The sequence below is a fragment of the Syntrophotaleaceae bacterium genome (assembly GCA_041390365.1).
Lineage (GTDB): Bacteria > Desulfobacterota > Desulfuromonadia > Desulfuromonadales > Syntrophotaleaceae > JAWKQB01.
On sequence record JAWKQB010000001.1, the window covers coordinates 644,112 to 658,221 of the forward strand.

13 protein-coding genes and 1 other RNA gene are annotated in these 14,110 nt (G+C 54.1%); 4 read left to right on the top strand and 10 right to left on the bottom strand.

Annotated elements, in window-relative coordinates:
* The first annotated feature begins 19 nt into the window (after positions 1 to 19).
* Complete coding sequence (locus R2940_03070) at positions 20 to 1,723, top strand: L,D-transpeptidase family protein (GenBank protein MEZ4598754.1); 1,704 nt, start codon at positions 20 to 22, stop codon at positions 1,721 to 1,723.
* A gap of 145 nt (positions 1,724 to 1,868) precedes the next feature.
* Positions 1,869 to 2,864: a glycosyltransferase family A protein gene (locus tag R2940_03075; protein MEZ4598755.1), complete on the top strand. Its 996-nt coding sequence runs from the start codon at positions 1,869 to 1,871 to the stop codon at positions 2,862 to 2,864.
* A gap of 41 nt (positions 2,865 to 2,905) precedes the next feature.
* Here the strand turns inward: R2940_03075 and R2940_03080 are convergent, their stop codons facing one another.
* Positions 2,906 to 4,144, bottom strand: a complete 1,239-nt coding sequence (locus R2940_03080) for a TraB/GumN family protein (protein ID MEZ4598756.1) — start codon at positions 4,142 to 4,144, stop codon at positions 2,906 to 2,908.
* A 47-nt stretch (positions 4,145 to 4,191) separates the two neighbouring features.
* Positions 4,192 to 4,373: non-coding RNA, 6S RNA (ssrS, locus tag R2940_03085), on the bottom strand.
* A 181-nt stretch (positions 4,374 to 4,554) separates the two neighbouring features.
* Between ssrS and R2940_03090 the strand changes: the two genes are divergently transcribed.
* Complete coding sequence (locus R2940_03090) at positions 4,555 to 6,909, top strand: Cache 3/Cache 2 fusion domain-containing protein (protein MEZ4598757.1); 2,355 nt, start codon at positions 4,555 to 4,557, stop codon at positions 6,907 to 6,909.
* Between the two features lie 24 nt (positions 6,910 to 6,933).
* On the opposite strand, the gene R2940_03095 is transcribed toward R2940_03090, so the two are convergent.
* Entirely contained in the window at positions 6,934 to 7,212 is a 279-nt protein-coding gene (locus R2940_03095) for an EscU/YscU/HrcU family type III secretion system export apparatus switch protein (GenBank protein MEZ4598758.1), read from the bottom strand.
* Positions 7,213 to 7,295: 83 nt separating this feature from the next.
* The gene (locus tag R2940_03100) at positions 7,296 to 8,315 is read right to left on the bottom strand and encodes a hypothetical protein (GenBank protein MEZ4598759.1); all 1,020 of its coding nucleotides are present in this window, start codon (positions 8,313 to 8,315) and stop codon (positions 7,296 to 7,298) included.
* Positions 8,316 to 8,576: 261 nt separating this feature from the next.
* On the opposite strand from R2940_03100, the gene R2940_03105 reads away from it, so the two are divergent.
* Positions 8,577 to 9,548: a diguanylate cyclase gene (locus R2940_03105; GenBank protein ID MEZ4598760.1), complete on the top strand. Its 972-nt coding sequence runs from the start codon at positions 8,577 to 8,579 to the stop codon at positions 9,546 to 9,548.
* Between the two features lie 153 nt (positions 9,549 to 9,701).
* On the opposite strand, the gene R2940_03110 is transcribed toward R2940_03105, so the two are convergent.
* The 6 genes from R2940_03110 to R2940_03135 form a co-directional block, all read right to left on the bottom strand.
* Positions 9,702 to 10,391, bottom strand: coding sequence for a PilZ domain-containing protein (locus tag R2940_03110; protein ID MEZ4598761.1), 690 nt, complete (start codon positions 10,389 to 10,391; stop codon positions 9,702 to 9,704).
* Positions 10,392 to 10,561: 170 nt separating this feature from the next.
* Positions 10,562 to 11,227 (bottom strand): PilZ domain-containing protein, encoded by a 666-nt coding sequence (locus tag R2940_03115; protein ID MEZ4598762.1) that lies wholly within the window; start codon positions 11,225 to 11,227, stop codon positions 10,562 to 10,564.
* A 308-nt stretch (positions 11,228 to 11,535) separates the two neighbouring features.
* Entirely contained in the window at positions 11,536 to 11,940 is a 405-nt protein-coding gene (locus R2940_03120; GenBank protein MEZ4598763.1) for a hypothetical protein, read from the bottom strand.
* A 9-nt stretch (positions 11,941 to 11,949) separates the two neighbouring features.
* Complete coding sequence (gene fliS, locus R2940_03125; GenBank protein ID MEZ4598764.1) at positions 11,950 to 12,384, bottom strand: flagellar export chaperone FliS; 435 nt, start codon at positions 12,382 to 12,384, stop codon at positions 11,950 to 11,952.
* Positions 12,381 to 13,742, bottom strand: a complete 1,362-nt coding sequence (gene fliD, locus R2940_03130; protein MEZ4598765.1) for a flagellar filament capping protein FliD — start codon at positions 13,740 to 13,742, stop codon at positions 12,381 to 12,383. Before fliD ends, fliS begins: the two co-directional genes overlap by 4 nt.
* 22 nt (positions 13,743 to 13,764) lie before the next feature.
* The gene (locus R2940_03135) at positions 13,765 to 14,109 is read right to left on the bottom strand and encodes a flagellar protein FlaG (GenBank protein MEZ4598766.1); all 345 of its coding nucleotides are present in this window, start codon (positions 14,107 to 14,109) and stop codon (positions 13,765 to 13,767) included.
* Position 14,110 lies beyond the last annotated feature (1 nt).

Here is a 14,110-nt window from a genome sequence, read left to right on the forward strand (position 1 = left end):
AATATCCGTTAGGGTCGGAATGATTTTTCTGGTCTGGTTATTTGCGTTACCGGCGGCCGCAGCGCAAGTCGATCTCTCGCCGGTCGCATCGGAACTGCGGCAACTTTTAGAGCAAAACACCTCCACCTTTGAGTCTGCCCTCGACGGGACCCCTGTCCCCCTTCACCCAAGGGTGGAGGAGTTCTACCGCATGCGGCACTATTTCCCGGCCTGGCTCGAGGGACGTCAGCTCAACGGACAGGCTCGCCGGCTGTTGAGCCTTTTGCGGGCGGCGTCCAATGAAGGCTTGGATCCGGAGGATTATCAGGTTTCGACACTGACCGTCTTAGGGGCCCTGAATCAGGTCCTGCCGTCCTATGGATATTTATGGGATTTGCGCTGTCTGGCCCGGCTTGACATTCTCCTGACCAATGCCTGCCTTAAATATGCCGATCATCTGGTTCGGGGTCGCGCAACCCCCTCGTCTGTTTATCCCGGAGAGTGGCATGCCGTTTTGAAATCCCTGGACGTGGTTGAACTGTTGCGGGACGGGCTTCGTCAGGGGAAGCCGGCCGGGTTGCTGATGGAAGCGGCTCCGAAAAATCCCCATTATATTCAGTTGCGAAAGTCTCTGGACCTTTACCGGAAAATGGCCCAGGCGGGCGGCTGGCCGCAGATCCCCGAGGGGAAAACCGTCAAACGCGGTGAAAATGACTGGAGGATTCCCTGGGTGAGGCGTCACCTGGTCCAGGTGGGAGATCTGCCCGTCGGGGAAAACCAGGATTCGCCGGTACTAGAAGAGGAGACGGCCCTTGCTTTGCAGCGTTTTCAGGGTCGACACGGGTTGAAGGCGGATGGGGTTTTCGGTCCGGATACACTGGCCGAACTCAATGTTTCCGTTGAAGAGCGAATCCGTCAGATCGAGCTCAACCTCGAGCGGGCACGCTGGCTTCCCGATGAATTCGGCGACCGCCACCTGCTGGTCAACATCGCCGACTTCCGGCTGTTTGTGATCGAGGGCGACCGCCAGGTGTTGGAGATGGCCGTGGTAGTCGGCATGACCAAACGCCGGACTCCGGTTTTTTCCTCCCGTCTCAGCTACCTGGTTTTCGCTCCTTACTGGAATGTGCCTCTCTCCATACTGCGCCGGGAAAAACTCCCCAGGATCAAGGCGGATATCGAATATCTGGCGGCTTATCACTACCAGATTGTTTCCTGGAAGGATTTCCCCACGCGGGTGATCGATCCTTCCACCCTCGATTGGGAGTTGATCAACGCGGATAATTTCCCCGGAATGCTTCGTCAGAAACCGGGGCCCTGGAACTCGCTGGGCCGGGTCAAATTCATGCTGCCCAACAGCTTCGACGTCTACCTGCACGATACACCCGAACAGAACCTGTTCAAACGGGAAGAGAGGGTCTTCAGTTCGGGTTGCATACGTTTGGAACGGCCTGCAGAACTGGCTGCTTACCTTTTAAGGGAGCAAAGGGGCTGGAATGAAGAGCGCATCCTGAAGGCGATGGCGGCCGAGCGGCCGCAAAGGGTCGATATTCCAGATCGGTTGCCGGTTCATATCCTTTATCAGACAGCCTGGGTGGACTCCAGGGGTGATGTCCAATTCCGCAAGGATATTTACAAGAGGGATCAGGAGCTCTTGCTGGTGCTGAACAAGATGCCTTCCCAAACAAGAGCTCTGCTGGCCTCGGAAGTTCGCCATATCGACAATGAGAATCACCTGCCCTGATGCATCCTCCAGTCATGACTTCCCTCGATTTACCCCTGTTTAAAAAATTAAATTAATTATCTTGATTAAAAATTCACGAGAATGGTATTTTACTGCTCGTTTTGCGGGTTTTGTTTGTGCCAACATAAAAATAAGCCTGGTATCAATGACTTCCATATCCGTAACAGTACTCACGACCGTTTACAACGCCGAGCGCTTCCTCCGTGAAACGGTTGAATCCGTTTCCGTTCAAACCTTTCAACCGATGGAGCATCTTCTGGTTGACGACGGCTCGACGGACGGTTCTCTGGCTTTGGCCTACAAGCTGGCGGAAGAATATCCTCGGATACGGGTCATCCCCCTTAAAAAAAACGAAGGGCGTCCCGCGGCCTTAAATGTGGGACTCAGGGAAGCCGGATCGGAACTGATTGCGATACTGGACAGTGACGACATAGCCATGCCCCATTGGCTGGAAAGGGTCGTGGCGGTTTTTCAGGAAGCTCCCGAAGCCGGGTCGGTGGGCGGAGGGGGCGTGATCATGACCGAAAACGGGCTTATTACGGGCAAGGTAAAGTACTGCAAAAAAAAGGGGGATGTGACATCGGAGGTGCTGGCGGGACATTACATGATTCTGCATCCGGGATCTGTTCATCGCCGGTCCATGCTTTTAAAATCAGGCGGTTATAATACTCTTCTCAAGAGCGTCGAGGACTGTGACATGTATATGAATGTCGCCAGCCTGGCAAGGCTCATAAATGTCGGAGAACCGTTGATCTATTACCGCCGGTTAAAGGATTCCGAAAGCAGAACAAATCCGGAATACGCTGCGCTGATCTGCGATTATATTATGAAGAAGGCAGCCTTGTTGTCCTCCGGGAAAACGATTTCCGAGGCAAACAGTTCTCTTGCACCCATTGTCGAGAAGATGACAGTCGTGCCGCGTTTGAAAAAACTGGAAAAAGGCGCTTATGAATATGAGATGGCGAAAGCGTTTCGCCAGGGGGGGCAGCCTCTGCACGCCTTCCGATTATTCCTTGCCGCGGCCGTAGCAAGGTATAAGCCCTTTTCCTCCTGTGGAAGAGCTTTGGGATGCCTCTGGTGCCGGAATATGCAACATCAAATATCCCTTCGTGGTCTCGAGATCCGGAATACAGATGGATGAAATGATATAGGCAACCGAATTGAGTTTAGCTGTTGTGGATCTCAGATCAACTCCGCCAGCCAGCGGAAGGCCAGCAGGGTGCCGGCGATGGAGCCGAGGGAGGAGAAAAGGAAAACCAGCAGAACCCTGGTCATGCGATTGCGCCACCAGCCGGGAAGGGACGCCAGATCCTGGTTGACGTTTTCCAGGTCGTTGACCGTGGGGGCGGCGACAAAAGCCTGGACCAGGCCGGTGACGAAGCCGGCGCCTATGGTGGGGTTGAGCGAAGTGATTGGAGCCGCGATGAAGGCCGAGATCACGGTCAGGGGATGACCCAGGGCGGCTACTGTGCCCAAGGCGGCGAAAAGGCCGTTGGCCAGCACCCAGGCCAGGGCGGCGTCGGTCAGTTTCCGGGGATCGGCAAAGAAAAATCCCACCACGAACAGAGCCAGCACGATGACCGGGAAAGCCCATGGCAGAATTTTGGAATAAAGGGGTTTGTCCGGGATGATCGTGAGTTCGGACGGATCCGGCAGGTTCTCTTCACCGAGGCGGCGGATGATGCCCGGCACATGAGCCGCTCCCACCACCGCAACGATTTTTTCCCCTGCGGACTCCAATATCTGGTGGGCCATGTAGTGGTCCCGCTCGTCCACCAAAATGGTTTTTACGGGCGGCATAATTTCGCCCATTTCATCCAGCATGGCGGTCAGGGTGTCGGTTTGGCGCAGGCGGGCCAGCTGTTCTTCGTCAACCTGCTGGGTTTCGAAGACTCCGGCAAAAAGTGCCGCCAGCAAGTTCATTTTCTTCCATAGTCCGGTTTTACGCCAGGCCCGCAGAAGGGTCGTGCGAATATCCCGATCGATCAAACGAACCTCAATACCGCACCTGTCCGCTGTCTGAGCGGCGGCCAGCAGTTCGGCTCCCGGTTTCACACCCGTCTGCAGCCCCATCTTTTTCTGAAAGGCCGAGAGGGCCAGGTTTGCCAGCAGATAGGCGCCTTGCCCTTTGCGGATGACCTGGACCAGGTCGAGGGACTTCCAGCGGTCGGGTTCGACCAAAGACTGGTAGCGCTGCTGATCCAGCTCAAGACAGACGGTATCCGGTCTTTCCTCTTCAATCACGCGTTGAACGGTATCGACGGAATCACGGGAAATATGGGCCGTTCCGACCAAAAGGATCTCCTTGCCCCGAATGCTGAGGCGGTGGACATCGGAATCGGGCTCCTTGTCAAGGTGAGGATCTTGCAGGGGGCGCGAAGGCAGGATTGACACCAGTTCTCTATCGGAAGAAATTGTCATCTTTTCCTCAAAACAAAAAGCGCCGGTTCAGCGACGCTTTTTGACGGGTTCTCTCCACGCCTGCCGTGGGTTTTTAGGCCTCAAAAGCGAGCCTAGTAAGGTGGGAAACCTTGTGGGGGCATCAGGCGTCCCGATACGAGTCGGGCTGGCTCACCGCCCCCCTGAAGTCTTCCCGAAATAAAAAGTATACCGCTAGGGCTTACCAACCTCACGGGCAGGGTAGAGAGTTTATTCGTGCTTTTACTATAGTAAAAAGCTTTGACTGTTTCAAGGGTAAACTATTGGCGAAGGAGGTGTCATTCCCGTCAGCCTGGATTGGCATTCCATGAAAATTGCATGGTTCGGTCGGTAAAGTTGTGCGACCTCTCGCAGGTCCCCATTTTTCTATAGCAGTTTGCACAGGTAGTCCCATGAATATCCAGACGAAGATAGTCAGCATGGTCCTGGTGTTGGTTCTTTTGACAGCCTTGTCAATTGTCGCTATCGCCTTCCGTCAAAAAAATGTCCTTACAGAGAATGTAAGAGCTGAGCTTGACCAGCTGATTCAGAGCGAAACGGGGAAAGTGGCCCAGGATGTCTATCTCATGTGCCGCATCATGCAGGAATCCCTCGAGCAGCGCCTTGGGCACGGGCTGATCGTAGCCGAAACAGCTCTGAAGCGGATGGGAAACATCTCTTTTGGCAGAGATACGGTGACATGGCAAGCAATCAACCAGTATACGGGGAAACCTTCGAAAGTCATTCTGCCTAAAATGCTTATCGGGGGCCGCTGGGTTGGACAGACCACCCGTTTTGAGGAGGCGGTGCCGGTTGTGGATGAAGTTACAGCCATGCTGGGGACGGCCTGTACTCTGTTTCAGCGTGTCAATGAAACCGGAGACATGATACGGGTGGCAACCAGTGTTCCCGATTCCGATGGCAAAAGGGCCATCGGTACCTACATTCCCCGATTCAATCCGGACGGTTCTTCCAACCCGGTCATCGAAAAACTTTTGCAGGGAGAGACCTATACGGGCAGGGGCTATGTGGTCAATGCCTGGTACCTTACCGGATATGTGCCTTTGTGGGATCCTTCCCGGAAAAAGGTGGTTGGCGCCCTGTTTGTGGGGCAGAAGCAGGAGAGTGTCACCAGCCTGCGGCGGGGCATCATGGATATCCGGATCGGTAAATTGGGTTATGTAGCCGTTTTCGGCGGAAAAGGGGACCAGCAAGGGCGCTACATCATTTCTCAAAAAGGGTCGCGGGACAATGAGAATGTTCTGGCCTCCTCCATGCCTGTCGACATGGTCGATGGGATTGGACAAGCCATCGAAAAAGCCCTGACCCTTGAGGTGCCCCGGGACGGCGGGACCATCCCGGTATTTTTTCACAGGTACCCATGGCAAAATCCTGCAGAAGGTGACAGACGGTTCAAACTGGCGGCGGTGACCTATTTCGAGCCCTGGGACTGGGTCATCATGGCCACGGCCTACGAAGATGATTACCTCGAAGCCCGGGAGCGGATGACGGGAGCCTTCTCCCAGATGATCAACTGGGCCAACCTGGTCACAATGGCCATTATCGCGTTTGCACTGGCCCTGAGTTTCTACATCGCCCGCGGCATCAGCAGGCCCCTCCAGAAAGCCATTCAGGTTTTTGACAAAATCGGCCAGGGGGAGCTCGACGTCCAGATGAATTTGAACGCCAGGGATGAAATAGGCCAGCTGTCACAAGCCTTTGACGTCATGGTCGGCAATCTGAAACAGGTGACTGCCTCCAGGGAAGAACTGGATCGGGAGATCGTGCGGCGATCTTTTGTCGAAAGAGAACTGCGTCGGGCCTCTGCCCGGCGCAAGGAACTGGAGATGATTATCAATCACAGCCCCACGGTGGTTTTTTTGTGGCAGGCGACAACGGGCTGGCCCGTTGAGTATGTTTCGGAAAACATCCGGCAACTCGGTTTTATGGCCGAGGAGTTTCATTCGAAGAAACGACTGTTCAACTCGATCATTCATACCGACGATGTTGGCTGGGTGACCGCCGAAATAACCCGTTACCAGGAGGAAGAGAAAACCGTCGATCTCATCCAGGAATACCGCATTGTCAACGGTGAAGGGGAGGTGTGCTGGGTGGAAACGCGTTCCTGGCCCAGATTCAGCGAGACGGGGAGGATCACCCATTTTCAAAGTGTGCTGTTGGACATTACGGTCCGCAGAAAGGCCGAGGAAGCCGTGCACAAGCTGGCCTATTACGACGGCCTGACCGGTCTGCCGAACCGGATGCTGCTGCTGGACCGGCTGGAGCAGGCATTGGTCCAGGCCAAGCGGGATAAACGGCAGCTGGCCCTGCTTTTCCTGGATCTGGATGGTTTCAAAGAGGTTAATGACCTGCGTGGTCACGCCTTTGGCGATCTGCTGCTCAAGCAGGTTGGTCAGAGACTGGATGACAGCATCCGAAAAAGCGATACCATCGCCCGGTTCGGCGGAGACGAATTTGTCCTTCTCCTGCCTGGTGTTCGAGAAACCGGCGAGGTCAAGTTTGTCGCCCAGAAAATATTGGAGACCCTGAATCAGCCGTTTTCACTGGAAGGGGAGCAGGTGAAGGTTACCACAAGCATCGGAATCGCCATTTATCCCATCGATGGCGGCGACGCGGGGACTCTGCTCAAACGGGCCGATATCGCCATGTATACGGCAAAGAACCGGGGCCGCAGGGGATTCTGCTTCTTCAACGAAGACATTGACCGGGAATGGGACGAGGCAGGTGCCGTGAGGAGTGAGGAGTGAGGGGACTCTTTGTAAGGCTTGACGTTAAGACGAATCACCGCCATATCGGTTGTTGATCCGATAGACGAAGGCCAGAATTTCCGCCACGGCCTGATAAAGCTCCGGAGGGATCTCCGCGCCGAGAGGGATCTTGGCCAGAAGTTCCACCAGATCAGGATCTTCAACCACCTCGACGCCCGCCTCCCGGGCCGCAGCCAGGATTTTTTCGGCAATCGGTCCCTTGCCTCCCGCGACCACCGTGGGGGCATTCCTGCCCTTTTCATATTTCAGAGCGACGGCTTTTTCAGTTTTATTTTCAGTCATTTAAAAACCTTAGTTGCTCGTTGCTGGTTACTAGTTGACGGTCTATGAAGGTTTTCGGTTAACGAGCCACGAGCCCCCACCTTTCAAACCCTCGTATTCAACAGTTTCTGCTCGTCCGTCAACACCCGTCGAATCAGTTCATTGTCGAAATTTTTCCCGCCGGAGCAATAAGAGGCATTCTGGATCGGCAGTGCCGTCAGAATGGAGCGAAGTTCCTTTTCACACCCGGCAACAAAATCGGCTGTGTCCTGCGAGGCGCAGGTAAAGCGAAGAAAAAGCTTTCCCTGCTCGTGCAGCATGTCGATGCGGAGATTGCCGAGATTTTTGAGTGTCAAAAACAGAGAGACCTTGTCGGGTCCGGTAATCGATCCCCTGCTTCGTCCGCCATCCTCGACCGTCATGAAACCGTTTTCCACGAAAGGAAGCGGCAGAGGAATCAGGAAGGAATTTTCCTGGCCAAGGCGAAGATTGCAGAGTTGAAAAAGTTCAATTTTCTGCAACGCTCGGTGGACAGTTTCGGAAAGCTCCGGATCCCCTTCACCATCATGCTTCAGGATGTTGAGCAGGGCGCTTTTCAGATTGTCTGCATCAAATTTGCCGGAACCCTCCGCCAAGTCGGCTTCCATCCTCAACCCTAGCCTGGCAATCAACGCCTTCAGACTTTCCCCTGAGAGGCCTTTTTCGGCAGAAGGCTCGAATCCGGAAAAAAAAGAGAGAAGGTTTTCAAGAGCCGGAGTTTTGGCTTCGGGGCTTTTTGACAACTTCGCCAAAAGGGGGGCCAGATCCCACTTTTCCTCGAGAAGATGTATGGCATGGGTCAGGCGCTCCACCAGGGAATCCTTCACCAGACGAAGCTTGAGTTGAGGGCTCGATTCCTCGACCATTAATCGCAGTTGCTGGCCGGTTTGAAGAGGGATTTCGGATTTGGCCGCGAGTCTCTGGCTGTTGAGATCGAGCACAACGCTGTTCAATCCACCCTCGGCAACAGTGGCTTGCACAAGCTGCCCCGGCTGCAGCCCGTATTGGCGCATTTCGGCCGTCGCAACGGCATTGGCTGCCGGGGGCAGTGAGCGGATGATCAGCATAGGGTTGATAATATTCATGGATTCTTTTCGACCGGTACACAAACTTTCTTAAGTCATATCGGTATCGGTATCGGTATCACAGTCGTTGCCGTTGTCGGATTTTAGGTTTTTTTGATATTCAAAAACCTTTTCGACCCCGATACCGATATCAACCCCGACCCCGAAAAAATCCTTTCAAATTAGCCGAATAAAATGTCCTTTTGACTAAAGACTTCAGGGTTTTGGGTCGATACCATGAGTAAAGAAACAAACCTTCAGTTGACCTGTCGGGAGAAAAAAATGCCAAATACTGCACTGATCATAGGGGAAACCCCCGAGGCGAGGCAGAGTGTTGCCGAGATAGTTGATGCCACCCGTCAGTTTCAGCGCAAGCTCTACTGCGCTGACGACCGCAGGGCGCTTCGATGGCTGCAGGATAACCCTGTGGATATGGTTTTTTGCGGGTTGACGGAGCAGAACATGCGCCATCTGAAAATCCTGACCGGATTTATGAAGGACGAACCGGAATGGCGGGATATACCTGTTGTGGTTTTTTCTCACCCCGGCAAGCGAGACCTGCTGATCCGAGCTCTGGAAAGTGGAGCGAGTGACGGGATGACCCGGGAGACGGCCATCGAGGAGATTACCGCCAAGATCCGCTGGCACTTGAAAAACCGTCAACGAATTCAGGGTTTGTGCATGAGCCGGAGTCAGCTGGCCCGCATGGCTCTCTGTGACGGGTTGACCGGCCTCTACAACAGGGCCTACTTCGATGCCACCCTGGAGAAGGAAATTGCCCGCAGCCGCCGGTCCAAGTTGCCGCTGTCTCTGTTGCTGGTGGATCTGGATCATTTCAAGAAGATCAATGACAACCACGGTCATCTGGTGGGTGACCGGGTGCTTGCCAATGTGGCTGCCGCACTGCGGGATCAGAGTCGCGTTGCCGATACGGTCTGCCGCTATGGCGGCGAGGAGTTTGCGATCATTCTTCCCGAAACGCCATTGGCCGGCGCTCAGCTGGTTGCCGAAAGGATACGGCGCCAGATCTCTGAGCTAAAGCTAGAGGTTTCGGTGACCACGAGTATCGGCATCAACTGTGCTGAACATTACGAGGAACTGGTTCCCGATCTGCTGATCGCCGGCGCCGACTCTGCCCTCTATGCCGCCAAGCGCAAAGGTCGCAACCGCTGTGAGGTGGCGACCAGGAATGAGACCGATTTCTGCGATCTGCATCTGGTATATCCCGGCAATCTTGCAGTGGCTTCGGCTTGAAAAAACTTTAGGTCAAAAGCAAATTGGGACGCAGATTAACGCAGATGAACGCGGATACGGCTTAAAGCCAAAAACTTAATGTTTTGGTTTGGCTGGATCCGCGCATGCGAAACATCAGATTTGATCCGCGTCCAAACCAAGATTTTTCCGATTTTATTCTATTGAACTTTCCCCCGGATCCTGCAAGGTTGAAGCAAAGATGCGGTTTTTGTTCTGCATGGCCTTGAATTGTTCGGTCATGGAGAAATGAGTTATCTTTTCCCGGTCGTCCGGTTGCAGATTCACCAGTTCAAAAGCCGTTTCCAGAAACCCCGGACTTTTTTCCACTGTCCTGATGACCCTGCCCAGACATCGAACCGTTTCCAGTGTCGCTCCCGGCAAATGCATCTCCATTTCCATTAGACCCCCGGGAGGCAGGGATTTTGTCGTCCGGAAGCTGATTCCGTATCCGCTCAGATTGACCCTGGCCCGCTGGGGTTTTTGCCTGTGACGGCCTTCGCCGCCCTGCCAGTAACGAAGATAGATTTCTGTATCGATACGGTAATCGCGGCGAACATGGGAGCTGATCTCGGAATTGGTGACAAAGAGCAGTACAAGGTTGGGCTGGATCGCCCGGACGAGATCGGCCCAGGCGGTGAGAAAGGCGATTCCCTTATCGAAAGTGACCCGCCACTTTCCGCCCGGATCAATCGCCTCAAGAGGCAGGGGCTGGGTGGGAAACTGGATTTCCAGGTGAGGAGGGGAGAAGTTTCGGAGAACCCCGTCCACATGCAGGACCTGCCGCCCTTTCATGGGAACGGTTACGTTGACCATCACGCAGTCGGCGAATTGTTCCACCATCATTTAGTAATCCTAAGGTGGTCAATCTGATGGTTTTGGAAAAAGTCATTCCCGAAGTGATTTTGATCGGGAATCCAGCTTATAAAGTCCTTGAAATTAGGGATGCCCGATAGACCCACTCGGGCATGACGGATCGAATTTGCGAGTATATCAACATGAAGCGATTGTTCCTGCTACCCCAGATCCCGGGTCTGAATCTTGTTGCGCAGTTCCTCACGCTGGGCCGCCATGCAAAAACCGATAATCGCGTCGCGGTCGGCAGACTCAATCTCGATAAAGTGCATGGCTACTCCTTTTCGGCCTCCGGCAAAAGGGCACAAACGTTTGACCTGGCCGATGCAGGTGGCCTGTTTCGGGGGATCCTCACTGAAAATCAAGGTTAGAGAAATCTTTTCATTCAGCTGGACGGTATCAGGCAGGGGCATGCGAATGCCGCAGCCGCTGATATTGACCCGCGCCTTAATTTGGCGGGGCTGGTTCTCCTCGCCTTCCACAAAGCGGGTATAGCGGATGGTCAGGTCGGTATCCACCCGGAAGAATTCGCGGTTGCCGAACTGCAGCGGTGTTTCGACAACCTTTAAACGCAGTTTGTCCCCGTCGAGGACCTCCTCTATGGTCGCCCTGAGGCGGATTGGGTGCCCATCTTCCTCAAAAAAGAGACGGCAGCCGCCTTTCAGATCCAGTTCCTCAACAGGCAGCTGACCGGTCAGGAAGGTCGCCTCGACAGTATCCACGGACCGTCGGCGCGCCACGCACTCCAGGGACATGGTCTGATCATCCCTGATGGGAAGGGTGATCTGAATAATCCGAAAATCTTTTAGATGATCGAGAGCTGACATGAAGCGGTTTCGGGTCCGTTATTGTTTTTGATTGGGCAGCTTTGGGTCGTGGTTCCAATGACGCTGTCGAAACCCGGCTTTTCCGTCTAATTCAAGGGCAATACGAGCAGCCATATTAGCCTTACTTTCCCGATAACGCAAACAAAGTTTTCTGGTTATGCACTTGACTACTGTGAAGATAAAACCTTCAATCACAAAGGCTTAATGCAAAGGAGCGGGGGCGCAAAGGCGCAAGGGGAAAAACGATCAGGATCATCTTGTTCATTGGTTTCTTTGCGACTTGGCGTCCTGGTGTCCTGGCGTTGAATTCACTGCCTGGAACTGACCCTGCTGCCGGAATATGACGAAGGAGTTTTATATCCGCTGATTGCAGTGCGGCCCTCCCGGAGTTGAGCCAATTCATCCCGAACCAGCGCCTTGTGTGCCGTGGCTTGGGTAAGAATTTCCTGGCAGCGATCGGCGAGATCGGTCATCAGCGATCTTTTTGTTGCCAGAAAAGAGGAGGGGAGAGGAGTTTCCGGCTTCGCTGTCAACAGATCAGCGATTCGACCATCGATCAGATGCGCTTCATCCCGAAGCTGCATCCAGCCCTGCAGCGAAACGCCGACAGCATCTCCCTGCCCCTTTTTCAGCATTCCTCCGATTTCCTCCAGCTTATTTAGAAGGTCCCGGTATTGCTGCAGGGAAAGCTGAAGGAGATTTTCCAGTTCCATCGTCTCACCTCAGAAGCTGGCATTCAGAGGTTTGTAATCGCCATTGGCCGTCTTGGTCTCGACCTTCTGTTCCTCGCGGACTGTTTCGATAGCCTGCGTCCAGGTTTCCCGAAGATCGCACAACAGGCCTTCGACCACCTCGAGAGGTTTCGCTTCGTTTGTCAGGTTGGCCTCGAGCATGTTGCGGATCATGTAGTCGTACAGGGCATCGAGGTTGGCGGCGATTTCCCCGCCGATCTGGTGATCCAGAGTATTGCGGAATTCCATGACGATGGCCATGGCCTTCTGGATACCAGTGACCTTGCCGGAAATGTTCCCCTCCCCGATGGCATGGATGGCCTGCCGGGTGAAGCGGATCGCGCCGTCGTAGAGCATGATCAGGATCTGCTCGCGGGATGCAGTGGAGATCTGGTTCTGCTGGTAACTGTTCAGATAGGCATTCATCGTTTATAACTCCACAAATTTTCGAGTGATTCCAGTTGTGCGCTCAGATAACTGCTGGTCGAGTTCATGCCGCTTATCAATTGCTCGAGGGCGTTGAACTGGTCGTAAAGGTTCTGCTCCCGTTTTTCAAGACGCATCTCCATGCGTTCAATGCCTTTTTCAATGCGTTTTACGTTTCTCTCGATGCTTTCCTTGCGACCGGCATAAAAACCATCGGTGTTGTCGGTGATATCTTCCAGATAGTTTTTGAAGCGGGTGGCGATGCCATCTACCGATTCATTGCCCACCAACAGTTCGGTCACACCGGAGAGGTTGCTCTTGATTGCATCCGATAATGTTGCGTCATCGATCTGAAGGGTGCCGTCTTTTTGGGTTTCGAGACCCAACTGGGACAGAGAGGTGATGCTGCCACCGGCTTGAGTGGTCAGCAGGCTCTGCAGGCGTCGCTTGATGTTGTTGAGGCCCGAATCCCCAACCAGAATGCCCGCGCTTCCCCCCTCGGATTTGGACTGGCTGGTGACGAAGGAAACAACATCGTTATAGCCCGAAACGAAATCTTTGATTAATCCTTTTATGGAGTCCTCATCCAACTTTACGGTCAGGTTGGTAAGGGTGCCTTCTTCAGCCTTTGACAGGTCCAGTGACACGCCGGGAATTGCTTCGCTCAGGGTGTTGCTGTCGCTGTAAATATCGATGCCGTCCACACGGATGTGAGCCTGTTGGGCGTTTTGGGTTGTAGCAAGCGCCGGAGGCTCATAACCCTCAACGCCCCCTGCCAAGGCAGAGAAATCGAGACTGAACCCGGTAGCGATATCGTTCCCGGTCACAACCAGCCGATAGGGACTTGCGGTGCCGTCGTTGATGATGGCTGCCGTGACGCCTGCATCCGCTTCGTTGATGGCGGTCATGATGCCTTCCAGAGAATTGCTTTCGGCATCGATGGTAATACTCACCGGTGCTTCACTGCCCACGGTCAGGGTCAAACTGCCTGTACCGAAACTGTTGGCCGTTTTGCTGGAAACCCCCTGGCTGACACTTTTCTGTACCTGAGCAAGATCGACCACCTCGACCTGGTAGCTGCCGGGGAGTGCATCGCTGTCGGCGGTAGCGGCAAAGAAATCTTCCGAACTCAAGGTTGCTTTTTTTGCCTGCAGTTCGGTTACCGAATCGAGATCCTCGATTTTCGACAAAAAGCCATCCAACTTGTCCTCGAACTTGGCGAGGGCCGACAAACGCGCGCTGAAAAAAGCCTTGTCCGTCTCCAGTCGGCTGAGCGGCCGGCGCTCAGCCTCCATCAACTGTTTGATCAGAGAGGTGGTGTCCAGGCCGGTGGCCAGGCCGCCGAAAGATATCGCCATGGTTTGCTCCCCTCCGTGCAGTCTACCCGGTGGTGTCCACCAGGCTGCCGCGTAGTTCTTTCAAGTGTTTGGTCAGATCGATAAGTTCTTCGGGTGGAATCTGTCGAATCATTTCGCCCGATTCGACCTCCACAAGACGCACCACCATCTGGTTGGTCTTATGCTCCATCTCAAAACGTACACTGTAGGCGCCGTCTTCAGTGAGGGACTTGATCTGATCGAGTATCTCCTCGGGCTGCACCTTTTTCCTGGCGGTATCCGAATCGACCCGGTTGGCGGTTTCTTCGCGGACGCGAGTGATTTCGTCGGCGCTTGTCGCCAATTTTGGCGTGACGGTCCCGGAGACGGCTGCAGAGTCAACTTTCATG

Bases quoted from the DNA above. Each gene is read 5' to 3' on its own strand.
- fliS (MEZ4598764.1), bottom strand. From the start codon at position 12,384: ATGAATGCCTATCTGAACAGTTACCAGCAGAACCAGATCTCCACTGCA.
- R2940_03095 (MEZ4598758.1), bottom strand. From the start codon at position 7,212: ATGACTGAAAATAAAACTGAAAAAGCCGTCGCTCTGAAATATGAAAAG.
- R2940_03070 (MEZ4598754.1), top strand. From the start codon at position 20: ATGATTTTTCTGGTCTGGTTATTTGCGTTACCGGCGGCCGCAGCGCAA.
- R2940_03090 (MEZ4598757.1), top strand. From the start codon at position 4,555: ATGAATATCCAGACGAAGATAGTCAGCATGGTCCTGGTGTTGGTTCTT.
- R2940_03100 (MEZ4598759.1), bottom strand. From the start codon at position 8,315: ATGAATATTATCAACCCTATGCTGATCATCCGCTCACTGCCCCCGGCA.
- R2940_03135 (MEZ4598766.1), bottom strand. From the start codon at position 14,109: ATGAAAGTTGACTCTGCAGCCGTCTCCGGGACCGTCACGCCAAAATTG.
- R2940_03120 (MEZ4598763.1), bottom strand. From the start codon at position 11,940: ATGGAACTGGAAAATCTCCTTCAGCTTTCCCTGCAGCAATACCGGGAC.
- R2940_03075 (MEZ4598755.1), top strand. From the start codon at position 1,869: ATGACTTCCATATCCGTAACAGTACTCACGACCGTTTACAACGCCGAG.
- fliD (MEZ4598765.1), bottom strand. From the start codon at position 13,742: ATGGCGATATCTTTCGGCGGCCTGGCCACCGGCCTGGACACCACCTCT.
- R2940_03105 (MEZ4598760.1), top strand. From the start codon at position 8,577: ATGCCAAATACTGCACTGATCATAGGGGAAACCCCCGAGGCGAGGCAG.
- R2940_03080 (MEZ4598756.1), bottom strand. From the start codon at position 4,144: ATGACAATTTCTTCCGATAGAGAACTGGTGTCAATCCTGCCTTCGCGC.
- R2940_03115 (MEZ4598762.1), bottom strand. From the start codon at position 11,227: ATGTCAGCTCTCGATCATCTAAAAGATTTTCGGATTATTCAGATCACC.
- R2940_03110 (MEZ4598761.1), bottom strand. From the start codon at position 10,391: ATGATGGTGGAACAATTCGCCGACTGCGTGATGGTCAACGTAACCGTT.